A 21,901-nucleotide genomic window follows, 5' to 3' on the forward strand; every position below is an offset into this window, starting at 1 on the left:
TTTTATTGCCTGAAATACCAGCATCATCCACAACCTTTGTGGGAGCGAGCCTGCTCGCTCCCACAAGGAATTTCAACACGGCTCAGGGCTGAGGAAATACCAGAGATTCAGGCACATCGATATCCCACAACATCCCCGGGTCATCTACCGCCACCTCAACCACCCTACCCTGCGCAAACAACGGCCGTGCGCCACGATCACCGGTCAGCGCCTGCAACTGCGCGCCAAACGAACGACCAAACCCCACCGGATGGCCAAACTCGCCACCCAGCACCGGCACACTCACCGCGTCATCAGCCATCGCCGCGACCACTCGCTCAATACTCGATGGCAAGATAAACGGCATATCACCCAGCACAATCAACCAGCCATCGGCGTCAGGGCAAGCGGCAACACCTGCGGCGATGCTGTCGCCCATGCCGGTCGACTCGATTGACACCACGTCGCAGCCATATGCCTGGGCCATGCGCATCGCCTGTGGTCGCGCTTCGGTGGTGACCAGTACGCGCTTGTCGAGACTGGCCGGCAGGTTCACCAGCACCTGCTCGATTACCGAGCGCACCGCGCCGTCACGCCCGGTGCAATCAGCGAGCAATTTGTCTTTGTCGGGACCGGCGATCTGGCGAAAGCGTTTGCCCTCGCCTGCTGCCAGCACGATCACTGCGATGGAATGGCTCATGCACCCTCCAGCGGTTTTTTCTGCTTCAACTCCACACCGTTCTTGATCGCGACAATTTCCGCCAGTAACGACAAGGCGATCTCTGCCGGCGAATGACTACCGATGTGCAGGCCGATCGGCCCGTGCAAGCGATCAATCGATGCTTGCGACAAGCCTAGCTGAGCCAGATTTTCCCGGCGCTTCTGGCTGTTGACCCGCGAACCGAGCGCGCCGACGTAAAACGCCGGCGAGTCGAGCGCGGTGAGCAAAGCCATGTCATCCAGGCGTGGATCGTGAGTCAAGGCGACAATCGCCGTGCGCTCGTCGGTCTGGATGTTCAGCACAGCTTCATCCGGCATGCCGGGGACGAAACGGCCATGCTGCTCTTCCCAGCCGTAAACGAACTCGGTGCGCGGATCGCAGATCAGCACTTCGAAATCCAGCAGCCGCGCCATGTCGGCGACGTAGCGCGACAACTGCCCGGCACCGATCAGCAACAAGCGCCAGCGCGGACCGTAAATCGCCCGCAGAACCTTGCCGTCGAACACCAGCGAATCGGACTTGCTCGCCGGAGCCAGCCGCACCTCGCCGGTTTCGATGTTCAGTTCACGGGCAACGATTTCATGGTTTTCGCAACGCTGCAGGAGCTCGGCCACCCACGCCGGGTCGCCGACGCGCTCTTCGGTCAGGCGCAGGGTGCCGCCGCAAGGCAGGCCGAAACGCGCGGCCTCCTCGCGGGTCACGCCATAAGTGATCATCTGCACCGGCGGGCCGTCGGTGGCGATGCAGCCATCGTGCAGCCGCGCGATCAAGTCATCCTCGACACAGCCGCCTGACACCGAGCCGATCACCACGCCGTCCTCGCGCAAGGCGAGCATGGCGCCGGGCGAGCGCGGCGCGGTGCCCCAGGTCTGCACCACGCTGAACAGCACCACCCGCTGCCCGGCGCGGCGCCACTCGAGGACGCTGCGCAGGACGTTGAGATCGACGCTGTCCATTTACGCCTCCGCCTTCTGCCAGCCTTGCAACTGATACCGCACCGGCAGATTGCGGATGCGCTTGCCGGTGGCGGCGAAGATCGCATTGCACAGCGCCGGAGCAATCGGCGGCACGCCCGGCTCACCAACGCCACCCAACGGCACGTCACCCGGCGGCGTCACCAGATGCACCGCAACTTCCTTGGGCGCCAGCGACATGCGCGCGACCTCGTACATATGGAAGTTGTCCTGCTGGACCTTGCCGTCCTTGAAGCTGATTTCGCCGAGTACAGCGTTGCCCAGGCCCATGACGCACGCGCCTTCGAACTGCGAACGGATGCGCTCAGGGTTGATCTGCGGCCCGCAGTCCACAGCGATGTCGGCCTTGTGCACGATCAGCGAACCGTCGTCCTTGACCTCGACTTCAATCACCGCCGCGACATAGGTGACGAAGCTGTAATGCACCGCCAGACCGAGGCCACGGCCCTTGGGCAGTTTGCGCCCCCAACCGGCGGCCTTGGCGGCAGTTTCCAGCACGGTGCGCATGCGCCCGGTGTCGATCGGATAACGCTCGGGCGATTCGCCGTAGTTCCACTCTTCGCTCAAGGTGCGAGGATCGATCTGCCGGTCCGGGCCGAGCAATTTGATCTGGTACTTGAGCGGATCTTCCCCGGCCTTGTGCGCCAGTTCATCGACGAAACTCTGAATCGCGAAGCCGTGGGGAATGTTCGACACCGAGCGATACCAGCCAACCCGCGTGTGTACCTTGGCTTCGGGGTTTTCCAGGCGCACGTTGGGAATCGCATAGGCCATGTTGGTAAAGCCCATGCCCAGCTCGAACGCCGCCTCATGGTTCATGTCCGGCGCAAACAACGCGGTGATGCTCGGCGCCACGGTACGATGCAGCCAGCCGGACGGCATGCCGTTCTTGTCGATGCCCGCCTTCAGATATTCCGCCGACACGGTGTGGAAATACGAATTGTGGATGTCGTCTTCGCGCGTCCACTGCACCCGTACAGCCTTGCCCGGAAACTCCTTGGCGAGAATCGCCGCTTCGACGACGAAGTCCGGTTTCGACTTGCGCCCGAAACCACCGCCCAGCAGCGTTACGTTGAAGGTGACCTTTTCGAACGGTACGCCCAGGCGCTCGGCGATGCGCTCGCGGGTGACCTGCGGTGCCTGACTCGGCGCCCAGGCTTCGCACACGCCGTCCTTGTAACGGGCAATGGCAACCATCGGTTCCATCGGCGCCTGCGCCAGATGCGGCAGGTAGTACGAGGCTTCGAGGGTGCTGGCGGCACCGCTCAAGGCCTTGTCGATATCACCGGTGTTGCGCACCACTTTGCCGGCCTTCAGCGACGCGGCTTCAAGCTCTTTGCGATAGGCAATCGAGTCATAACTGGCATTCGGGCCGTCATCCCACTCGATCTTCAGCGCCTCGCGGCCCTTGATCGCCGCCCAGGTATTGCTGGCCACAACCGCGACGCCGCCTAGTGGCTGGAACTCCGACGGCAATGGCCGGCCTTCGATCTGCATGACTTTTAGCACGCCAGGGACTTTCAGTGCGGCGCTGTCATCGAGGCTTTTGACCTTGCCTCCATAAACCGCCGGGCGAGCGATGGTGGCGTAGAGCATGCCATCGAAATGCACATCGGCGCCGTACACTGCGCGGCCATTGACGATATCGGCACCGTCGATGGCCTTGGTGCCTTCCTTGCCGATGTAGCGAAATTCCGACGGCTGCTTGAGTCGCAGGCTGTCACGCGCCGGTACTGCCAGCGCACTGGCGGCAGCGGCGAGTTCGCCGTAGCCCAATTCGCGGCCGGACGGTTTGTGAATGACCTTGTGCAGTTGCGCATGGCATTCGCCAACCGGCACTTTCCACTGCGCAGCAGCGGCCTGTTCGAGCATGGTCCGCGCGGCGGCGCCGCAACGACGCATCGGCTCGTACCAGTGACGCATGCTGCGCGAACCATCGGTGTCCTGGTTGCCGAAGCGCACTTCGTCACCCGGCGCCTGCTGCACTTTGACCTGCGCCCAATCGGCCTCAAGCTCATCGGCAACCACCATACTCAGGCTGGTGCGCACGCCCTGGCCCATTTCCGAACGGTTGCACACCACGGTGACGCTGCCATCGGCAGCAATGCTCACGTAGACCTTGGGATCGTCGATCCAGCCATTGGGCATGCCATCGGCGCCAAACTTCTTCGCAGCGTCATCGGCTAGCGCATCCTGCCAGCCCCAGCTCGCGGCGAGGACCAGCGCGCTGGTGGCGCCGACGCCTTTGAGAAAGCCACGGCGGCTGAGGTTGCTCAGGGCGAAATCATTCGGGACGCGGCTCATGCCTTCACCTCCTTCAGATGGGTGGAGGCCTGGCGGATCGCGGTTTTGATCCGGTTGTAAGTACCGCAGCGGCAGATGTTGCCGACCATGGCTTCTTCGATCTGCTCGTCGCTCGGGTTCGGATTGGTTTTCAGCAAAGCGGTGGCCGACATGATCTGCCCGCCCTGGCAATAACCACATTGGGCCACGGCACTGTCGAGCCAGGCTTGCTGCACGACCTTGCCTACCGGGTCGGCGTGGAGATTATCGATGGTGGTGACGTTCTGGCCGATCACCGAGCCGATCGGCGTGATGCAACTGCGTGCCGGCAAGCCGTCGATATGGATGGTGCAGGCGCCGCACAGGCCCATGCCGCAACCGAATTTGGTGCCGTTGTATCCGGCGACGTCACGAATCGCCCACAACAGCGGCATGTCTTCGGTGACATCGAGGGAGTGGTCTTGACCGTTGAGTTTCAGGGTAATCATGGGCACGCCCGCATATTTTTTAGTGGTTATGGGGTCGAGCAATCTGCCGCCGGAAAATCAGCGGTGGGTTCGCGCAGATCGACTCAGGCTAATCAGGCTCTCTTGCGCCGACGGGAACGTCTGCACCGGGCCTTTGGGTGGAGCAAATGGTAGGTATCGTTAGGTCGCTAAGTTAACCCAGCATTAACAAAAAAGCCCTGCACTTTTTCATCAGTGCAGGGCTTTTGATGGCGTCAGGCAAGCGTAGCCTCAATACCGATTGGGCTCCATTTCCAGTTCGACATGAAACCGTTCGGCGATGTCTTTCTGGATACGTTGCGCCAGGTCGAGCAGTTGCAGGCCGGTGGCCGTGCCGTAGTTGACCAGCACCAGCGCCTGCAACTTGTGCACGCCGGCGTCGCCATCGCGAAAACCCTTCCAGCCGGCGCGTTCGATCAGCCAGCCAGCGGCCAGTTTCATCTGCCCGTCCGCTTGCGGGTAAGCCACCAGATCCGGGTGCTGCGTTTTGATCTGCGTGACCACAGCGGCGGGCACCAGCGGGTTTTTGAAGAAGCTGCCGGCATTGCCGAGCACCGCCGGGTCCGGCAGTTTTTCGCTGCGGATGCTGCAGATGGCGCGGCTGACATCGGTGGGCGTTGGCTGCTCGATGCCCTGCTCGCTCAGGCGCTGGCGCACCGGACCGTATTCCAGATGCAGGTGCGCGGCGCGATCAAGCGTGAAGCGTACCCGCAGGATCAGCCAACGTCCCGGCTGCTGCTTGAACAGGCTGTCGCGGTAGCCGAAGTTGCAGTCTTCCAGACTGAAATCACGCAGTTCGCCGCTCTCGCGGTCCAGCGCGGTCAGGCCGGCAAACACGTCCTTGATCTCGACACCATAGGCGCCGATGTTCTGCATCGGCGCGGCGCCGACGGTGCCAGGGATCAGGCTGAGGTTTTCCAGCCCGGCCAAACCCTGGGCCAGCGTGTATTGCACGAACGGGTGCCAAGGCTCGCCCGCTTCGGCTTCTATCACCACGCGATTGCCATCATCGCTGAGCAGGCGGATGCCGCGCGTGACCATGCGCAGCACCAACGCCGGAATATCCGCCGTCAGCAGCAAGTTGCTACCGCCGCCGATCACCAGCAACGGCACGTCATGGGACGCGGCATAGGCCAGCGCTTCGCGGACATCGTCATCGTTGTGGGCTTCGGCAAACAGCTGCGCGCGCACATCGACGCCGAACGTATTGAAGGCCTGCAAAGATACTTGCGCTTGCACCTGCAAACTCATAAACGGCCCTTCACTTCGATCAGCAACTGGTCGCAGGCCGCTTCGATCAGATCCAGCACCTGCTCGAAACCCTGATCGCCGTCGTAATACGGGTCCGGCACTTCATCGACCAGCCCGGCATAACGACGCAGGAACAGATCCAGCTCGGCCCTGCCGGTGGACGGCTGCAAGGCCTTGAGGTTGCGCAGATTGCTGTTGTCCATGGCGAGAATCAGGTCGTAGCTGGCGAAATCGGCCCGGCTGACCTGCTGCGCGCGTTGCGTCGACAGGTCATAACCGCGCAGTTTCGCCGCCGCCTGGCTGCGCTTGTCCGGCGGGTTGCCGACGTGCCAGTCACCGGTGCCGGCGGAGGCCACTTCGACCACATCCGCCAGCCCAGCTTCACGCAACTTGTGGCGCAACACGCCTTCGGCGGTGGGCGAACGGCAGATGTTGCCCAAACACACAAACAGTACGCGCATCAGGCCCCCAGCAGGCGACGAACCCGCTCAAGGTCTTCGACGGTGTCGACACCGGTCGGCGGCGCGATCAGCGCGTCGGCGACATGAATGCGCACGCCGTGCCACAAGGCACGCAGTTGCTCGAGGGATTCGGTATTTTCCAGCCAGCACGGCCCCCAGCTCACGAAGTCGTGGAGGAACCCGGCGCGATAGGCATAAATACCGATGTGGCGACGATAGGGCACGCCTTCCGGCAGCTGCTCGCGGCTCTTGGCAAATGCATCGCGTGCCCATGGCAAGGTTGCACGACTGAACGTCAGGGCCAGACCGTTGATATCGCTGGAAACCTTCACAACGTTCGGGTTGAACAGGGTTTCCACGTCTTCGATCGGCTCGGCCAGCGTGGCCATGCGCGCTTCGGTATGGGCAGCAAGGTTGGCGGCGACCTGGTCGATCACGCTTGGCGGAATCAGCGGCTCATCGCCCTGGACGTTGACCACGATCGCATCAGGCGCAAGACCGAGTTTCGCTGCGACCTCGGCCAGACGATCGGTGCCGGAATTGTGATCTTCACGGGTCAGCACCACTTCGGCGCCAAAGCTTTTGCACGCCTCGACGATGCGCGCATCGTCAGTCGCGACAACCACACGGCTGGCGCTGCTTTTGCCCGCCTGCTCCCAGACATGCTGGATCATCGGCTTGCCGGCAATATCCAGCAACGGCTTGCCCGGCAGACGGGTCGAGGCGAAACGCGACGGGATGACAACGGTGAAGGCTGTGGTCATTTATCCAGGCGCTCGTCGGTGGTCAGGGTGCGCGCTTCGCTTTCCAGCATCACCGGGATGCCGTCGCGGATCGGATACGCCAGGCCGGCGCCCTTGCTGATCAGTTCGGTCTTGTCGGCACTGAGCTTGAGCGGGCCTTTGCACACGGGGCAAGCGAGGATGTCGAGCAGTTTGGTGTCCATGAACATTCCCAGAAATAAAAGAGTTAAGGCAGCAGACGATCCGGCAACAGGCGCATCAGCTGGGTGTCGAACCAGGCCACGAAGGCTGGCGACGGCACGGCATCGACCGCCAGATACCACCAGTCGGCAGCAGCAAAGGCACGGCACTTCACCGCGTCCTTTTCGGTCATCACCAACGGCAATGACGGGGTGAAATTCAACGCCTGCACGCTGTACTCGGCGTGGTCGGCAAACGCATGCGGGACTGGCCGCCAGTCTAGCGCTTCGAGGGTATTGAAGAAACGTTGCGGATTGCCGATACCAGCCACCGCGTGCAGCGCTTGCCCGGGCGGGAAATGCTCCAGTGACTGACGTTCGCCGCTGCGCAGATTGACCAGGGCCGTGGGTTGCAGGCGGAAGGCGAAACCATCGTCGCGATCATCAAGGGCACCGTTGAACAGCACGCCATCGACACTTTGCAGGCGCTCGACCGGCTCACGCAAAGGCCCGGCCGGCAGACAGCGCTGGTTGCCCAGGCCACGTGCAGCGTCGATCAGCACCAGTTCCAGATCCCGCGCGAGGCGATAATGCTGCATGCCGTCGTCAGACAGAATCAGGTCCAGCGGTTCACTGGCGATCAAGGCTTTGACGGCGGCGCTGCGATCGGGATCGATCATCAGCGGCACGCCGGTGCGCTGGACGATCAGCAACGGCTCGTCACCGGCAACCTCGGCGCTGTGCTTGGCCTCAACCCGCCACGGCAGTTGCGGCGGTTTGGCGCCATAACCACGACTGACCACGCCAACGCGCAGTCCACGGCGTCGGCAATGTTCGATCAGCCAGAGAATCATCGGCGTCTTGCCGGTACCGCCAACGGTGATATTGCCGACCACGATCAGCGGCACCGGCGACTGGTAGATCTCACCTTCACCATCGAGAAAGCGCTGACGCTTGTTGATCACCACGCGGCGATACAGCATTTCCAATGGTCGCAGCAGCGTCAGGGCCGGGTGCCCCTGATACCACGCGGCGAGCAGGCGATCGGACAGGCTCATCAGGATTTCGGCGCCGCCTCGACCGTGGTCATGCGCAGATGGCTGAAACCGAGCTTGCCGGCCGCGTCCATGGCAGTGATCACCGATTGATGCTGGGCCTTGCCATCGGCACTGATCGACAGCGGCATGTTGGTGTCGCCGTTGGATTCTTTCTGCATGGCTTCCATCAGCGTCGGCAGATCATTCTTCGGCAGAATCTTGTTGTTCACCGAGAACACGCCTTCGGCACTGATCGCGACATCCAGCTGTTTGACCTGCTGATCTTCGGCGGGCGAACCGCTGACCGCTTCCGGCAGATCCACGCGCAACTGGGTTTCCCGAGTGAAAGTGGTAGTCACCACGAAAAACAGCAGCAGGATAAACACCACGTCGATCAACGACGCGAGGTTGATGTCCACGGTTTCCCGGGGCTTGCGACGGAATTTCACGCTTTGCCCTCGGCCAGATCGACATCACGGTCGCCCTGCACCACTTCCACCAGTTTGATCGCTTCCTGCTCCATGCCGACCACCAGCTCGTCGATACGACGTTGCAGGAAGCGGTGGAAGAACACCGCCGGAATACCGACCATCAGGCCCGCTGCGGTCGTGATCAGCGCTTTGGAAATACCGCCGGCCAGTACCGAAGCATTGGTGGTCATGCCGGAACCGGTGAAGGCACTGAAAATGTCGATCATGCCCAGCACGGTGCCGAGCAGGCCGAGCAATGGCGCCATGGCCGCGATGGTGCCGAGGGCGTTGATGTAGCGTTCGAGTTCATGAATGACCCGCGCAGCAGCCTCTTCGATGCACTCTTTCATGATCTCGCGACCATGCTTGGAATTGGCCAGGCCTGCGGCGAGGATTTCCCCCAGCGGCGAGTTGGCGCGCAACTCCTTGAGTTTTTCCTTGTTGAGCTGCTTGTCCTTGATCCAGACCCAGACCTGACCCAGCAGATGCTCGGGGGTGACGCGACTGGCGCGTAGTGTCCACAGGCGCTCGGCGACGATCGCCATGGCCGCGATGGAACTCAGAATGATCGGCAACATCATCCAGCCGCCGGATTTGACCAATTCCCACACAGTGACAGTCCCCTCGAAAAAGTGCGCCACTTTACCATACCGATCCGCGATTAAGACCCGCCGCCCCGACGACCGTGAGGTGGCACCTATGCTGGCACCGATCAACGGCCCGGGACCGGCGGATCGCGCCAGAAACGTCGCTGTTGCCGCATCGTCCACGGCGGCTTGAAGCTGCCCAGTTGCAAATGAATGGCACCTTGTTCGGCGCTGTCGTAGATGCGCAGACCTTGCTTGCGGTAGCGCGCCAGCACGGTGGGATGCGGATGACCGAAGGAGTTGCCGTGGCCACGGGAGATCAGCACTGATTCCGGCTGCAAGGCTTTCAACAGCGCCATCGACGATGAACTGCGACTGCCGTGATGTGGCGATTGCAGCCACTGCGTCGGCACGGCCAGTGGGCTGTCGAGCAGAACGCGCTCGGCGTGAATGTCGATGTCGCCGGTGAGCAGCAGGCGTTCACCGTTGGCTTCGATCTGCAATACACAGGAGCGCTGGTTGCTGTCATCGGCCGCCGACCATTGCCAGAGCTGGAACTGCACGCCATCCCACTGCCACTGTTCGCCACTTGCGCAGGCTTCGGCGTTCAGCTCCGGCGGCAGGTTTGGCGGATCGCCGCTGACCACGCGGTGCACGTTCAATCCACGCATGACCGCCCGGGCGCCGCCAGCGTGATCGGCGTCAGCGTGGCTGAGTAGCATCAAGTCGAGCGCTTGCACATTGAGTTTGCGTAACGCTGGCAACACCACTCGTTCGCCGAGATCGAACTCGCCGAAACGCGGGCCGGCGTCATAGAGCAATGCGTGATGTCGCGTGCGCACAAAAATCGCCAAGCCTTGGCCGACGTCGATTTGCCAGACATCGGCTCGCCCTTCCTCTATTCGCTCTTGAGGCGGCAGTGCCAAGAGCAACAGCAGCGGCCAGCCCAACGGACGCATTGGCACGCCACGGGGCAACAGCAATAAAATCGCGCCAAGGCTGCCCAGGACCAACGCCCACCATGGAATGGCGGCCGGTATCCACGCCGGCCATTGCCCGGCAATCAGCGCCAGCCCGATAAACAGCCAGTCGATCAAACCACCGGCCAGCCACAATAGCCCTTCGCCAACATAAGGCACGGGCAGCAATAGCGTGCCGAGCAATGCCGGCGGCAGCACCACGAGGCTGACCCACGGAACGGCCAGCAGATTGGCTACAGGCCCGCTGACGCTGATGGGCAAGCTCAGCGCCAGCAACACCGGACACAAGCCGATCGCGATCAGCCACTGCGCGCGGGTCCAGGTCTGCCACCAGCGCCAGGCCCCAAGCCGCCCGCCGAAGGTGAAAATCAGTACTGCAACGGCCGCGAAGGACAGCCAGAAACCTGGACGCAAACTGGCCAGCGGATCGAACAACAGCACGCCATTGAACGCCAGCAATAACGGCCACCACGCGCCGAGATGGCGAAAACGCAGGCGCCACAACAATACCAGCGCCACCATCACGCAGGCGCGCTGCACCGGCACATCGAACCCGGCGAGCAAGCCGTAACCCAGCGCCGCCGCGAATGCCAGGCCACACGCCCACGGCAACCAGGGCCAGCGCAACGGCCAGATTCCGAAACGCGCCAGCCCGGCAACCAGCAGATACATCACTGCGGCGAGCAAACCGATGTGCTGGCCGGAGATCACCAGCAGATGCACGGTGCCGGTGTCTTGCAGTACCTGCCAATCCTCGCGACTGAGCCCAGAGCCATCACCGAGCACCAGCGCTGCCAGCGCGCCCTCGCGTCCTTGCGCATCCACCGCCAGCAGGCGTTGGCGAACGCCGTCGCGCCATGCATGCCGGGCCTCAGCCAGGCGCAGGCCATCCTTGATCGTGCCGGTTGCGCCGATCCGTTGCGCGAGCAGCCAGGCCTCGTAGTCGAAGGCGTGCGGGTTGAGCAGGCCACCCGGGCGCTTCAACTTCACCGCCAGGCGCCAGCGTTCGCCGCTGTTGACCGGCGGCCCGGCGTACCAGGCCAGGCGCAGCAGCGATGGCAGTTTTTCGTGGCGTGAGCGCGCATCAGCCAGCTCGAAACGCACCACGCCATCGCTGTGCTGCGGTAAGCCGACCACGCGCCCTTCAAGCCAACGGGTTTCGCCGTCCAAGCTCGGTGGCAAGCGGTCATTTAGCGCCCACTGCGCGCCAACGCAGGCCCAGGTAAAGCCAAACAGCAAAAATGCCAGTGGAAAGCTGCGAAACGGCAGCAACATCAGCGCCACCATTGGCAGCACCAGCAACCAACCGACCGGCGGCAAGGCCGGCAAAAAAACCGGGGCCAGCAGACCGACTGCCAGCGCCATCATCCCTGTGCGCATATGCCCGTCCTTGAGAGTCCCCCCACTAGGCATAGCCGGTCTGCGGCACCACCGTCGTCAACAATTGTCACAAAGTCTGAATGGGCGGTTCGTAGAATCCAGACATACTTGCCGCCTTAACCGACCGAGAAGCCCTATGCCCCGGCGCTTATTCAAACGTTACATGCCCGACCCGACGAGCATCAGGGAACACAAATCCTTACGCTTTCTCGGCACGTTGCTGCATGACCCTAACCTCTGGCATCTCAACCGCCACTCGGTCGCCCGGGCGATGGCGGTCGGCCTGTTTGCGGCGTTCCTGCCGATCCCGGCACAGATGCTGGTGGCGGCGGCATTGGCGGTGATGGTGCGCGGCAATATGCCAATTGCGGTGAGCCTGGTCTGGCTGACCAATCCGATCACCATGCCGGCGGTGTTTTTCTGCACCTACCAGGCCGGGGCGTTCCTGATGGATGTGCCGGCGCGGCATCTGCCGGACGAGCTGACCTGGGAATGGATCAGCGGAGAGCTGTCGACATTGTGGCAGCCGTTTTTATTGGGCTCGGTGGTTGTCGGCCTGGTGCTGGGCGTCCTCGCCTATTTTCTGGTGATGCTGTACTGGCGCTGGTGGGTGGCGCGGCAATGGCGGCGGCGCAAGCAAAGTCGGCAGAAATGAAAGCAAAACGGCCTCCGCGATGGGAGGCCGTTTTTTCTTGTGTCTGGGCTGGCCCCTTCGCGAGCAGGCTCGCTCCCACAGAGAACATCATTCCAATGTGGGAGCGAGCCTGCTCGCGAAGAAAGCGACGCGGTCGGGATCAGGTACGCATCCCGCGCCCGCTCACCAGCAACCGCGCACAGCCGAGATACAGCACCACGGTCGCCACCAGCATGAAGGTAATGGCGATGCCGATGCGGATATCCGAGACACCAAGGATGCCGTAGCGGAAGGCGTTGACCATGTGCAGCACCGGGTTGGCCAGCGACACGGTCTGCCAGAACGGTGGCAGCAAAGTGATCGAGTAGAACACGCCGCCAAGGTAAGTCAGCGGGGTCAGCACAAAGGTCGGGATGATCGAAATATCATCGAAGTTGCGCGCAAACACCGCGTTGATAAAGCCCAGCAGCGAAAAGATCGTCGCGGTCAGTACCACCACCAGGATGGTCACGCCGAGGTGATGCACCTGCAGATGGGTGAAGAACAGCGACAGGATCGTCACGATCAGACCCACCGCCAGACCGCGCAATACCCCACCAATGGTGAAGCCGATCAGGATCGTGTGCGGTGACACCGGCGAGACCATCAGCTCTTCGATCGAGCGCTGGAACTTGCTGCCGAAGAAACTTGAGACCACGTTGCCGTAGGAGTTGGTGATCACTGACATCATGATCAGACCCGGCACGATGTACTCCATGTAGGTGAAGCCACCCATGTCGCCGATCTGTCGGCCGATCAGGTTGCCGAAAATCACGAAGTACAGAACCATGGTGATCGCCGGCGGCAGCAACGTCTGCGGCCAGATCCGCATGAAGCGTTTGACCTCGCGGTAGACGATGGTTTGCAGGGCGACGAGGTTGGGACCGAACTCGGAACTCATACCGCCACCTTCGACAGATTTTTCTCCACCAGGGACACGAACAACTCCTCGAGGCGATTGGTTTTGTTACGCAGGCTCAGCACTTCGATGTTCTGCTGCGCCAACTGGGTGAACAACGCCGTGATGCCCATGGATTTATCGACCTGCACTTCCAGGGTGTGGCCGTCGAGCAATCGGGCCGGGTAGCCGAGCAATTGCGGCGCCGCGTGCAAGTCGTGTTTCAGGTCGAGCAAAAAGGTTTCCACGTGCAACTGGCCCAGCAACTGTTTCATGCTGGTGTTTTCGACAATGGTGCCGTGGTCGATGATGCCGATGTTGCGGCACAGCTGCTCGGCCTCTTCCAGATAATGCGTGGTCAGAATGATGGTGATGCCTTTCTGGTTCAGCTCGGTGAGGAAGGTCCACATCGAACGGCGCAGCTCGATGTCGACGCCCGCAGTCGGTTCATCGAGGATCAGCAGACGCGGTTCGTGCACCAGTGCACGAGCAATCATCAAACGCCGTTTCATGCCGCCGGACAGCGAACGCGACGGCACATCACGCTTGTCCCACAGCCCCAGCTGGGTCAGGTACTGCTCGGCGCGTTCCTTGGCGACTTTCGCCGGAATGCCATAGTAGCCGGCCTGGGTTACGACGATGTCGAAGGTCTTTTCGAACTGGTTGAAGTTGAATTCCTGCGGCACCACGCCGATCGAGCGTTTGAGCGCCGCCGGGTTCTTGTCCAGGTCATTGCCGAAAATATTCACGGTGCCGCTGGTCTTGTTGACCAGGGTCGAGAGAATGCCGATGGTGGTGGATTTGCCGGCGCCGTTGGGGCCGAGCAAGGCGAAAAAGTCACCTTCGGCGACGTCCAGATCGATACCACTCAAGGCCTGGAACCCGTTGCCGTAGGTTTTGGTTAGCTGCCGGATGGACAGAGCGGAACTCATATCGGATTTACGCACCAAGAAGGAAGGAAAGAAGTAAATAAGGGCGGGCGGCGAGGGAAACAACCGCGGCGCAAGTTCGCAATGGTGCTTGCCGCCGCCGCACAAGTACAGTCAAGTGTGTCGATAGTAATTATCAAGTCAACGCGGTCATGACCGCTTTCTGATAGGCCACACGCTGCTTCAAACGTTCATACCAGGCTTGGAGATGTGGTTGCGGGGCGCGCTCGATGGGCATTTCGAACCAGGCATAAATGAAGCTGCCCAGCGGGATGTCGCCCATGCCGATGTCATTGCCGGAGAGATAAGGCTGGCTGATCAGGGCATGGTCGGCCATGTTCAGCAATTCATCGCATTCCTTGATCGCGGCGTTGATCGCCTTCCAGTCCTGCTTCTCGGAGGGCGTGCGCAGCACACCCCAGAACACCGTGCGAAACGGCCCGGCGAAACTGGAAGTGGTCCAGTCCATCCATTTGTCCGCCGTGGCGCGGGCTTGCGCATCCGCCGGGTACCAAGCGCTGTCTGGGGCGTGCTTGGCCAGCAGGTAGCGAACGATGGCGTTGGATTCCCAAAGCACGAAACCGTCATCCTCGATCACCGGCACCCGGCCATTGGGGTTCATCGCGCGGTACTCGGGCGTATCGACCACACCGAACGCGCCGCCGGCATCGATGGCCTCGTAAGCCAGGCCCAACTCTTCGGCAGCCCACAAGGGCTTTCTGACGTTCGATGAATTTTTCCGTCCCCAGATCTTCAGCATGACCGCCTCTTTGCAAGTGAGTGGACGGCCAGCATACGCCGGATCAGGTGCGACTCAAATCAGTCTGCATGTCGCCCAACAGCACCGGCAGTTGCTCACTGAACAGATGCGGATAGCACTTTTGCAGGTGCTCGAAGAAGAACGTTTCCGGCACATCGGTGAACTGGCCGTGATCGAGCAGATATTCCATCAACTGCGCGCCATCACGGTTGAACGGGTGGAAAACGCTGTCGTTGACCCCGTCGAATTCCAGCGCTGCGACGTTGAACAGCTCGCACAGTTGCTGGTTGAACGCCGGCGTCGCCTTGACCCAGCGGCCGTCGAGAAACAGCTCGGTGTAGCCATGCATAGCGAACACGTCGCTTTTCAGCAACTCGAGCAGACGCGGCGTCGACAAATGATTGCGCACATCGGCCAGACCGATGCGCGCCGGAATCCCGCAATGCCGGGCACAACCGGCGAGCAGCGTAGCTTTCGGCACGCAATAACTCTCCCCCGCCGCCAGTGCGTAACTGCCGCGCAAGGTTTGCGGATCACGACTGAAGGTGTAGGGGTTGTAGCGCACCGCCTCGCGCACGGCGTAATACAGACTGATCGCCTGCTCACGCGGATCGTTACTGGCGCCGCGATGCTGCTCGGCGAACTCCACCACCGCCGGGTGGTCACTATCGATGAAGCGGCCGGGGCTCAGATACTCGTGCATGACGGCAATCTCCTGGGTAAGCCACGAGTCTAGCGACAGCCTGAGCACAGAGATAACGACGTTTCGGCCAAACCTGAAAGCAAAGCTGCGCAGCAACGAACGATTTCCCACACGTGTTGCCCACCGAACCTACGAAAACCATCCGGGGTTTCCCACGATTTCAATCACCATGCTCTGACCACCCTTGTTTGCAGATGCCGTCTAAGCTCTGGAGGGTCGATTTGCCTTGGTTCACGGAGGACTGAATATGCTGTTGTTGTGGATACTGGTTTTGATCGTCGGCGTGGCGTATCTCGCCCATCGACGCATCGCCCCGCTGCCCGCGTTGGGCATCGTTGCGGCCTATCTCGTCGCCATGGGGATTTTCAGTCACGCGCCGGGCTGGCTGCTGTTTGTCTTCTGGGTCCTGTTGGCGGTGGTCGCCGCGCCATTGTTGCTGCCTGACCTGCGCCGCAAGCACTTCACCGCGCCGCTGTTCAACTGGTTCCAGAAAACCCTGCCGCCCATGTCACAGACCGAACGCGACGCGATCGATGCTGGCACCGTATGGTGGGACGGCGAGCTGTTCAGCGGCCGTCCGGACTGGGACAAACTGCTGTCCTATCCAAAAGTGCAACTGAGCGAAGAAGAACAAGCCTTCATCGACGGCCCGACCGAAGAACTCTGCGCAATGGTCAGCGACTGGCAGATCGGCCAGTCCATGGACCTGCCGCCCGAGGCCTGGACGCACATCAAGGAACATGGCTTTTTCGCCCTGATCATTCCCAAGGAATACGGCGGCAAAGGCTTCTCGGCCTACGCTCACTCACAAGTGGCAATGAAACTGGCGACGCGCAGTGGCGACCTCGCCTCCACCGTGATGGTCCCGAACTCCCTCGGCCCTGCCGAACTATTGCTGCATTACGGCACCGACGAACAACGTAATCACTACCTGCCGCGACTGGCCCGTGGCGACGATATTCCGTGCTTCGCCCTCACCGGCCCGCTGGCCGGTTCCGATGCCGGCGCGATGCCCGACACCGGGATCATCTGCAAAGGCCAGTGGGAAGGACAGGAAGTTATCGGCCTGCGCCTGAACTGGGAAAAGCGCTACATCACGCTCGGCCCGGTCGCGACTCTGCTTGGCCTGGCATTCAAGGCTTATGACCCGGATCACCTGCTCGGTGAAGAAGAAGACCTCGGCATCAGCCTTGCGCTGATCCCGACCGATACCGCAGGTGTGGAAATCGGTCGTCGTCACCTGCCGCTGGGCGCCGCGTTCATGAACGGCCCGAACTCCGGCAAGGACGTGTTCATTCCTCTGGACTACCTCATCGGTGGTCAGGAAATGCTCGGCAAGGGCTGGATGATGCTGATGAACTGCCTGTCAGTCGGGCGTTCGATCTCGCTGCCAGCCGTCGGTACCGGTGCGGCCAAGTTCACCAGTCTGGTCACCGGCCAGTACGCGCAGATTCGCGAGCAGTTCAATGTACCGCTGTCCGCTTTCGAAGGCATCCAGGAAGCCATGGCGCGCATCGGCGGTAACGCGTGGATGATGGACGCCGCCCGCATGCTCACCGCCAACGCGGTGGACCTGGGTGAAAAACCATCGGTGCTGTCGGCGATCCTCAAATACCACCTCACCGAACGCGGCCGCGAATGCATCAGCCACGCCATGGATGTGCACGGCGGCAAGGCGATCATCATGGGACCGAACAACTACCTCGGCCGCAGCTGGAACGGCGCACCGATCTTCATCACCGTCGAAGGCGCGAACATCCTGTCGCGCAACCTGATGATCTTCGGTCAGGGCGCGATCCGTTGCCATCCGTTCGTACTCAAGGAAATGGCCCTCGCCGGTCGCCAGAATAAAGACCAGGCACTCAAGGAATTCGATGGCCTGCTGCTCAAGCACATCGGTTTCGCCGTCAGCAATGCGGCCAGCACACTGGCGCTGAACCTCGGCCTTGGTCACTTTGAACATGCGCCGGGCGACAGGATCAGCCAAGGCTACTTCCGCGCGCTGAACCGTCAGGCCGCCGCATTCGCCATGCTCGCCGACTTCAGCATGATGCTCCTGGGCGGCGAACTGAAACGCCGCGAACGTCTGTCGGCACGCCTCGGCGATGTACTGAGCAACCTGTATCTGGCCTCCGCCGCGCTCAAGCGCTATCACGACCTGGATTCGCCGGCGTACATGGAGCCGCTGTTCCGCTGGGCCATGGAAGAAAGTCTCGGCCAGTCGGAGCGTGCGCTGGATGAACTGCTGAGCAACTTCCCGAACAAAGTCTTCGGCTGCCTGCTGCGGGTCATCGTCTTCCCGTTCGGGCGCCGTCACAAAGGCCCATCGGACAAACTCGGCGCCGAAGTCGCTGCGGTCATCGGTCGCGCCAAAGGCGATCCGGCCCTCGAAGAATTGCTCGCCGGCTGCTACCGCCCGCAATCGGCGGACGATGCCGTGGGCGCGCTGCAACACGCCAGCGACCTGCTCAATGCCGCGCAACCGCTCCACAAGAAACTGCACACCGCACTGAAGAGCGGCCAGGTCAAACCGGCAGCCGGCGAACACGCCATCGATGCCGCGCTGGAAGCCGGCGTGCTGCAAGCCGTCGAAGCGCAAAGCCTGCGCGACGCCGAAGCGGCCCGCCGCAAGGTGATCGACGTCGACGATTTCGCCAAAGAAGAACTGACCCAGGCAGCGGGCAAAGTCCGCTGAACCCGGTTTATGTGAAAAAACGGCGCGAGGGCTTTATACTCCCGCGCCCGTTTTGCTCTTGAGGACTTATCTCGTGTCCAACGTCGTTGCCGATCATCTCGTGTTGCTCGACCACCTGCGCAGTATCCTGGTCGCCGTAGGTGAGGCCGAACAAGTGCCCGAAGAAAGCCATGCCCTGTTCCTCGAGCGCTTCGACGAACTGCTGGCCTCCCTGCCTATCGACCCTATCGAAAGCCAATACCTGGGCCAGGACATCCTCACCCAAGTCATCACCCGCTACCCGCAAATCGCCCACCTGATCCCACGCGACCTGCTGTGGTTCTTCGCCGGCGACTGCCTGCACTACCTCTCCGACGAAGAAATCGACCTCTACCAGGCCCTCGAAGAACGCCGCTACGAAGCCGAACAGAACGACGAACCGTTTGACTGGAACCAGGAAAAACAACTGCTGGCCATGTCGGCGCAGGACAGCAAGCATTGATATTCGACAGGTAATCGAAAGGCCCGCACTGTTGATTCCATGCGGGCCTTTTTTTTTCAAGATCAAAAGCCCCTCACCCTAGCCCTCTCCCGGAGGGAGAGGGGACTGACCGCGCTGTTTGGATGAGGTACGTCGACCTGAATTACCGAGTCGAATGCAGATTATGAACAACCCACAAACCGGCCCCCTCTCCCTCGGGAGAGGGCTGGGGTGAGGGGAAAATTCACCACAAAAACAGCCAGACACCACCCGCCCCTCACCACTCAAAACAATGAGCGCAAGCTCGAGTACCGCTTTTGATCTTGATTCACAGGCGACGTCGGAAGGCTGAGCGGAGGGATTGATCCGGGCGTGGGAGCGCAGCGACCGTACGACGCAGTCGTACACAGCGAGTGTAGGTGCAGCGAAGCAAACCGTAGCCGCTGCGCCCGGATCGATCCCGCAGCGAAGGAACCCGAGCCTGCGAGGGCCGAACGCAGGAGCAAGCCTTTTGGGTTACCTTTTTGGCGTTTGAAAAAGGTGACCCGCCGTAAGGGCGGAACCGTAATCCGCAACACCCGCAGAAACGGATATTCACCCAAACCACCAGAGCATGGTCGGCCCAAAGGCCGCCAAGCCCCCCCCAAAAAAAACCTCAAAGCAACCCCTCACCCTCCGGCAGCTCATACGCCACAGCCAAATTGCCCCCGCCCACCGATTTCCCGGGCCTACCCAACGTCGGCTCCTTCTGCAAACACTCCACCAGATAATCAATGAACACCCGCAACTTCGGCGGCAAATACCGCGTCGGCGAATGCAGCAACCACAACCCACCATGATAAGAGGCAAGAAACGTCCAGTCCGGCAACACCTGCACAATCAACTTCTGCTCCAAGGCGTAACGCGCCGTGAAATACGGAAGACTGCCAATGCCGATGTGCTGCAACACCGCCCCCAACCGCACACCCGTGTGATTGGCGGCATAACGCCCACGCACCCCGACCGTGACAGCTTTACTGCCCTTCTTGAACTTCCAGCGCGCATCGCTCGGCGTTTCGCCCAGATAAATACAACTGTGATTGAGCAAATCATGAGGATGCGTCGGCGTGCCATGTTCGGCCAGGTATTGCGGCGTGGCGCAAAGCAAATGATCGATGGTCAGCAACTGCCGCCCGACCAGACCGGCCGGTGGACGATCAGTGATGCGAATCGCCAGATCGACATGATCATCGATCAGATCGACCTGACGATCTTCCAGCAACAACTCCACATCAACCTTGGGATAGCGGCGCAGAAACTCCGGCATGTGCGGATGAATCACAAAGCGCCCCACCGCTTTCGGCACGCTGACCCGCACCAGGCCTTCGGCTTCGTGGGTGAACTGGCCGCTGATTTCCATCACCGACCTGGCCGCGCTGACCATTTCCTGGCAACGCTTGAACACCTCCTCACCACCATCGCTCAAGCGCAGTTTGCGCGTGGTGCGTTGCAGCAAGCGCGTGGCCAACGCCTTTTCCAATCGGGAAATACTGCGACTGACCGCCGAGGGTGAGGAACCCATCTGCCGCGCCGCTTCGGAGAAGCTGCCGGTCTCGACAACCTTGACGAAAATCGCCATTTCACCCAGCAGCGGCAGCGGAAGATTGATGCTCACGACGCACAAGTCCTTTGATGTTCGAACGGATTATCACGTTATTGCACGATTCATATAATAAAAACAGAACTTCGATCAGGGCATGGAATATGACGCTTCGCCTGTTTTTTCACAGTGACGACCTCAAGGCGAATGTCGAAGTCCTCGACTGCACACCCCAAGAGAACGAATTCGCCGTAGTGCTGCGCGCTACCCTGTTTCACCCGCAGGGCGGCGGTCAGCCTTGCGACACCGGCTGGATTGGTGAAAGCCGGGTGTCGCGCGTGGTGCAGGTACCTGAGCGCATTGTGCATTTCGTCGACCGCCCGCTGCCGCTGGGCATGACCGTCATCCGTATCGATGAAGAGCGCCGCCGCTTCAATACGCGCATGCACTCGGCCGGGCACCTGATCGGTCATTTCATTCAGGCCATGGGCTGGATGCCGATCAAGGCGCACCACTGGCCGGACGAAGGCCGGGTGCAATTCAAGCCGGGCGATAGCGCTGAAGAAGTCGATGCGCCAACCGTACAAACCGGTATCGAGCAGTGGATCGAACATGATCTGCCGCGCCTGACCTCGCTGCGCGAAGGCGCGCGGGAAATCAGTTTCGGTGAGCTGCCAGCCTATGGCTGCGGTGGCACCCACGTACGTAGCCTGAAGGATCTGGGCACAGTCACGATCGCGTCCCTTTCGCAGAAAAAGGGCACGCTGTCCGTCCACTACAGCGTGGATTGAGCATTTCGGACATTGCCATCGCGCAGCGTCCGACGCCGGGGAACCGCACTCGCCGGTTCCGTTGACTATCGATAGATGGACCTAAAAAAAATGATGCTAGACGTCGAGCGTCTCGATGAGACGTGCATAAAAAAACTGGCCAACGAAGAAGTCCTCGCCATCCGCGTCAAACGCTTTCTGCCCGAGCCGCTGGCGATCGAAATTGGCGACAAGATCCTCGCCCCGGGCTTTGAGGGCTACATCAACGCACCGAGCATCGGCCGCATCGGCATGGCCTTCTACGAGGCGGAAAACCAGCCGCTGCTGATCGAGGATTACTTCGAACGCGCAACCCGCAACATCGACGAACTGCGCCAGCGCTGCGCTCCCTACTCTTCGCCGATCGACACCCTGCGCTGCATGCTCGACGAGTCCTGGCCTGCCGGCGCGCATCTGGAAAATCTCTACGGGCGCAAGATGTATGTCGGTTTGTCGCGGGTGGTCAAACCGGGCGTGTGCTTTCTTGCTCATCACGACATCTTCGCCAAGGACGCCCCGGACAGTTTTCAGGCGCGCAGTCTCGAGGCGCAATTTGCCTGCAACGTCTACCTGAACATGCCCGCCGAGGGTGGCGCCTTGCAGATGTGGAATGACCACATCACCCCCGATCAATTCGACGAAATGCGCGGCGACAGTTATGGCATCGAGCCGTCGCTGCTGGGGCCGCCCGCCCTCGAGGTACGACCGCAGCCCGGCGATTTCATCATGTTCAATTCGCGGCGCATGCACTCGGTAACTCCGGGCGTCGCGGATCCGCGCTTGAGCCTGTCGTTCTTTGTCGGCTATCGCGGCAATGCTTCCCCTCTGACTTTCTGGAGCTGAC

At 61.3% G+C, this 21,901-nt stretch carries 22 protein-coding genes; 5 read left to right on the top strand and 17 right to left on the bottom strand.

Annotated features, from left to right (window positions below):
• Positions 1 to 82: 82 nt before the first annotated feature.
• The 12 genes from AB9L16_RS18575 to AB9L16_RS18630 form a co-directional block, all read right to left on the bottom strand.
• Positions 83 to 679 (bottom strand): nucleotidyltransferase family protein, encoded by a 597-nt coding sequence (locus tag AB9L16_RS18575; protein ID WP_375122524.1) that lies wholly within the window; start codon positions 677 to 679, stop codon positions 83 to 85.
• Positions 676 to 1,656 (bottom strand): XdhC family protein, encoded by a 981-nt coding sequence (locus AB9L16_RS18580; RefSeq protein WP_375122525.1) that lies wholly within the window; start codon positions 1,654 to 1,656, stop codon positions 676 to 678. Before AB9L16_RS18580 ends, AB9L16_RS18575 begins: the two co-directional genes overlap by 4 nt.
• Positions 1,657 to 3,978 carry a molybdopterin cofactor-binding domain-containing protein gene (locus AB9L16_RS18585; protein WP_375122527.1) on the bottom strand — a complete coding sequence of 774 codons (2,322 nt, stop codon included), beginning with the start codon at positions 3,976 to 3,978 and terminating at the stop codon, positions 1,657 to 1,659.
• On the bottom strand, positions 3,975 to 4,445 hold the full coding sequence (locus AB9L16_RS18590) for a (2Fe-2S)-binding protein (RefSeq protein ID WP_016771000.1): 471 nt from the start codon (positions 4,443 to 4,445) through the stop codon (positions 3,975 to 3,977). The genes AB9L16_RS18585 and AB9L16_RS18590 overlap by 4 nt, the downstream gene beginning before the upstream one ends.
• Positions 4,446 to 4,694: 249 nt before the next feature.
• Positions 4,695 to 5,714 (bottom strand): UDP-N-acetylmuramate dehydrogenase, encoded by a 1,020-nt coding sequence (gene murB / locus AB9L16_RS18595; protein WP_375122528.1) that lies wholly within the window; start codon positions 5,712 to 5,714, stop codon positions 4,695 to 4,697.
• Positions 5,711 to 6,175, bottom strand: coding sequence for a low molecular weight protein-tyrosine-phosphatase (locus AB9L16_RS18600; RefSeq protein ID WP_076563814.1), 465 nt, complete (start codon positions 6,173 to 6,175; stop codon positions 5,711 to 5,713). The genes murB and AB9L16_RS18600 overlap by 4 nt, the downstream gene beginning before the upstream one ends.
• A complete protein-coding gene (kdsB, locus tag AB9L16_RS18605; protein ID WP_375122529.1) occupies positions 6,175 to 6,939 on the bottom strand; it encodes a 3-deoxy-manno-octulosonate cytidylyltransferase in 765 nt (254 codons plus the stop codon). Before kdsB ends, AB9L16_RS18600 begins: the two co-directional genes overlap by 1 nt.
• Positions 6,936 to 7,121 carry a Trm112 family protein gene (locus AB9L16_RS18610; RefSeq protein ID WP_003179363.1) on the bottom strand — a complete coding sequence of 62 codons (186 nt, stop codon included), beginning with the start codon at positions 7,119 to 7,121 and terminating at the stop codon, positions 6,936 to 6,938. The genes kdsB and AB9L16_RS18610 overlap by 4 nt, the downstream gene beginning before the upstream one ends.
• A gap of 23 nt (positions 7,122 to 7,144) precedes the next feature.
• Positions 7,145 to 8,155: a tetraacyldisaccharide 4'-kinase gene (gene lpxK, locus AB9L16_RS18615; RefSeq protein ID WP_252876730.1), complete on the bottom strand. Its 1,011-nt coding sequence runs from the start codon at positions 8,153 to 8,155 to the stop codon at positions 7,145 to 7,147.
• Positions 8,155 to 8,583 (bottom strand): biopolymer transporter ExbD, encoded by a 429-nt coding sequence (locus tag AB9L16_RS18620; protein ID WP_041479458.1) that lies wholly within the window; start codon positions 8,581 to 8,583, stop codon positions 8,155 to 8,157. The genes lpxK and AB9L16_RS18620 overlap by 1 nt, the downstream gene beginning before the upstream one ends.
• Positions 8,580 to 9,215 (bottom strand): MotA/TolQ/ExbB proton channel family protein, encoded by a 636-nt coding sequence (locus AB9L16_RS18625; protein WP_016771007.1) that lies wholly within the window; start codon positions 9,213 to 9,215, stop codon positions 8,580 to 8,582. Before AB9L16_RS18625 ends, AB9L16_RS18620 begins: the two co-directional genes overlap by 4 nt.
• Before the next feature lie 101 nt (positions 9,216 to 9,316).
• Positions 9,317 to 11,551 carry a DNA internalization-related competence protein ComEC/Rec2 gene (locus AB9L16_RS18630; RefSeq protein ID WP_375122530.1) on the bottom strand — a complete coding sequence of 745 codons (2,235 nt, stop codon included), beginning with the start codon at positions 11,549 to 11,551 and terminating at the stop codon, positions 9,317 to 9,319.
• A 136-nt stretch (positions 11,552 to 11,687) separates the two neighbouring features.
• On the opposite strand from AB9L16_RS18630, the gene AB9L16_RS18635 reads away from it, so the two are divergent.
• Entirely contained in the window at positions 11,688 to 12,206 is a 519-nt protein-coding gene (locus AB9L16_RS18635) for a DUF2062 domain-containing protein (RefSeq protein ID WP_039760200.1), read from the top strand.
• Positions 12,207 to 12,345: 139 nt separating this feature from the next.
• On the opposite strand, the gene AB9L16_RS18640 is transcribed toward AB9L16_RS18635, so the two are convergent.
• The 4 genes from AB9L16_RS18640 to AB9L16_RS18655 form a co-directional block, all read right to left on the bottom strand.
• Positions 12,346 to 13,125: an ABC transporter permease gene (locus tag AB9L16_RS18640; RefSeq protein WP_056788203.1), complete on the bottom strand. Its 780-nt coding sequence runs from the start codon at positions 13,123 to 13,125 to the stop codon at positions 12,346 to 12,348.
• The gene (locus tag AB9L16_RS18645; RefSeq protein ID WP_041479460.1) at positions 13,122 to 14,054 is read right to left on the bottom strand and encodes an ABC transporter ATP-binding protein; all 933 of its coding nucleotides are present in this window, start codon (positions 14,052 to 14,054) and stop codon (positions 13,122 to 13,124) included. Before AB9L16_RS18645 ends, AB9L16_RS18640 begins: the two co-directional genes overlap by 4 nt.
• A 133-nt stretch (positions 14,055 to 14,187) precedes the next feature.
• Entirely contained in the window at positions 14,188 to 14,811 is a 624-nt protein-coding gene (locus AB9L16_RS18650; protein WP_095181610.1) for a glutathione S-transferase family protein, read from the bottom strand.
• Between the two features lie 43 nt (positions 14,812 to 14,854).
• Entirely contained in the window at positions 14,855 to 15,514 is a 660-nt protein-coding gene (locus AB9L16_RS18655) for a transglutaminase family protein (protein WP_041479462.1), read from the bottom strand.
• Positions 15,515 to 15,761: 247 nt separating this feature from the next.
• Between AB9L16_RS18655 and AB9L16_RS18660 the strand changes: the two genes are divergently transcribed.
• Positions 15,762 to 18,209 (top strand): acyl-CoA dehydrogenase, encoded by a 2,448-nt coding sequence (locus AB9L16_RS18660; protein WP_375122531.1) that lies wholly within the window; start codon positions 15,762 to 15,764, stop codon positions 18,207 to 18,209.
• Positions 18,210 to 18,282: 73 nt separating this feature from the next.
• Positions 18,283 to 18,690 (top strand): PA2817 family protein, encoded by a 408-nt coding sequence (locus tag AB9L16_RS18665; RefSeq protein WP_007967565.1) that lies wholly within the window; start codon positions 18,283 to 18,285, stop codon positions 18,688 to 18,690.
• Between the two features lie 634 nt (positions 18,691 to 19,324).
• Here AB9L16_RS18665 and AB9L16_RS18670 read toward each other — a convergent pair.
• Complete coding sequence (locus tag AB9L16_RS18670; RefSeq protein ID WP_095181607.1) at positions 19,325 to 20,323, bottom strand: LysR family transcriptional regulator; 999 nt, start codon at positions 20,321 to 20,323, stop codon at positions 19,325 to 19,327.
• Between the two features lie 89 nt (positions 20,324 to 20,412).
• Between AB9L16_RS18670 and AB9L16_RS18675 the strand changes: the two genes are divergently transcribed.
• Positions 20,413 to 21,039, top strand: coding sequence for an alanyl-tRNA editing protein (locus AB9L16_RS18675; RefSeq protein WP_375122532.1), 627 nt, complete (start codon positions 20,413 to 20,415; stop codon positions 21,037 to 21,039).
• Between the two features lie 90 nt (positions 21,040 to 21,129).
• Positions 21,130 to 21,900 carry a 2OG-Fe(II) oxygenase gene (locus tag AB9L16_RS18680; protein ID WP_095181606.1) on the top strand — a complete coding sequence of 257 codons (771 nt, stop codon included), beginning with the start codon at positions 21,130 to 21,132 and terminating at the stop codon, positions 21,898 to 21,900.
• Position 21,901: the final 1 nt, after the last annotated feature.

Origin of the sequence: Pseudomonas sp. LW8 (genome assembly GCF_041956865.1) — a bacterium.
GTDB classification, from domain to species: domain Bacteria; phylum Pseudomonadota; class Gammaproteobacteria; order Pseudomonadales; family Pseudomonadaceae; genus Aquipseudomonas; species Aquipseudomonas siliginis.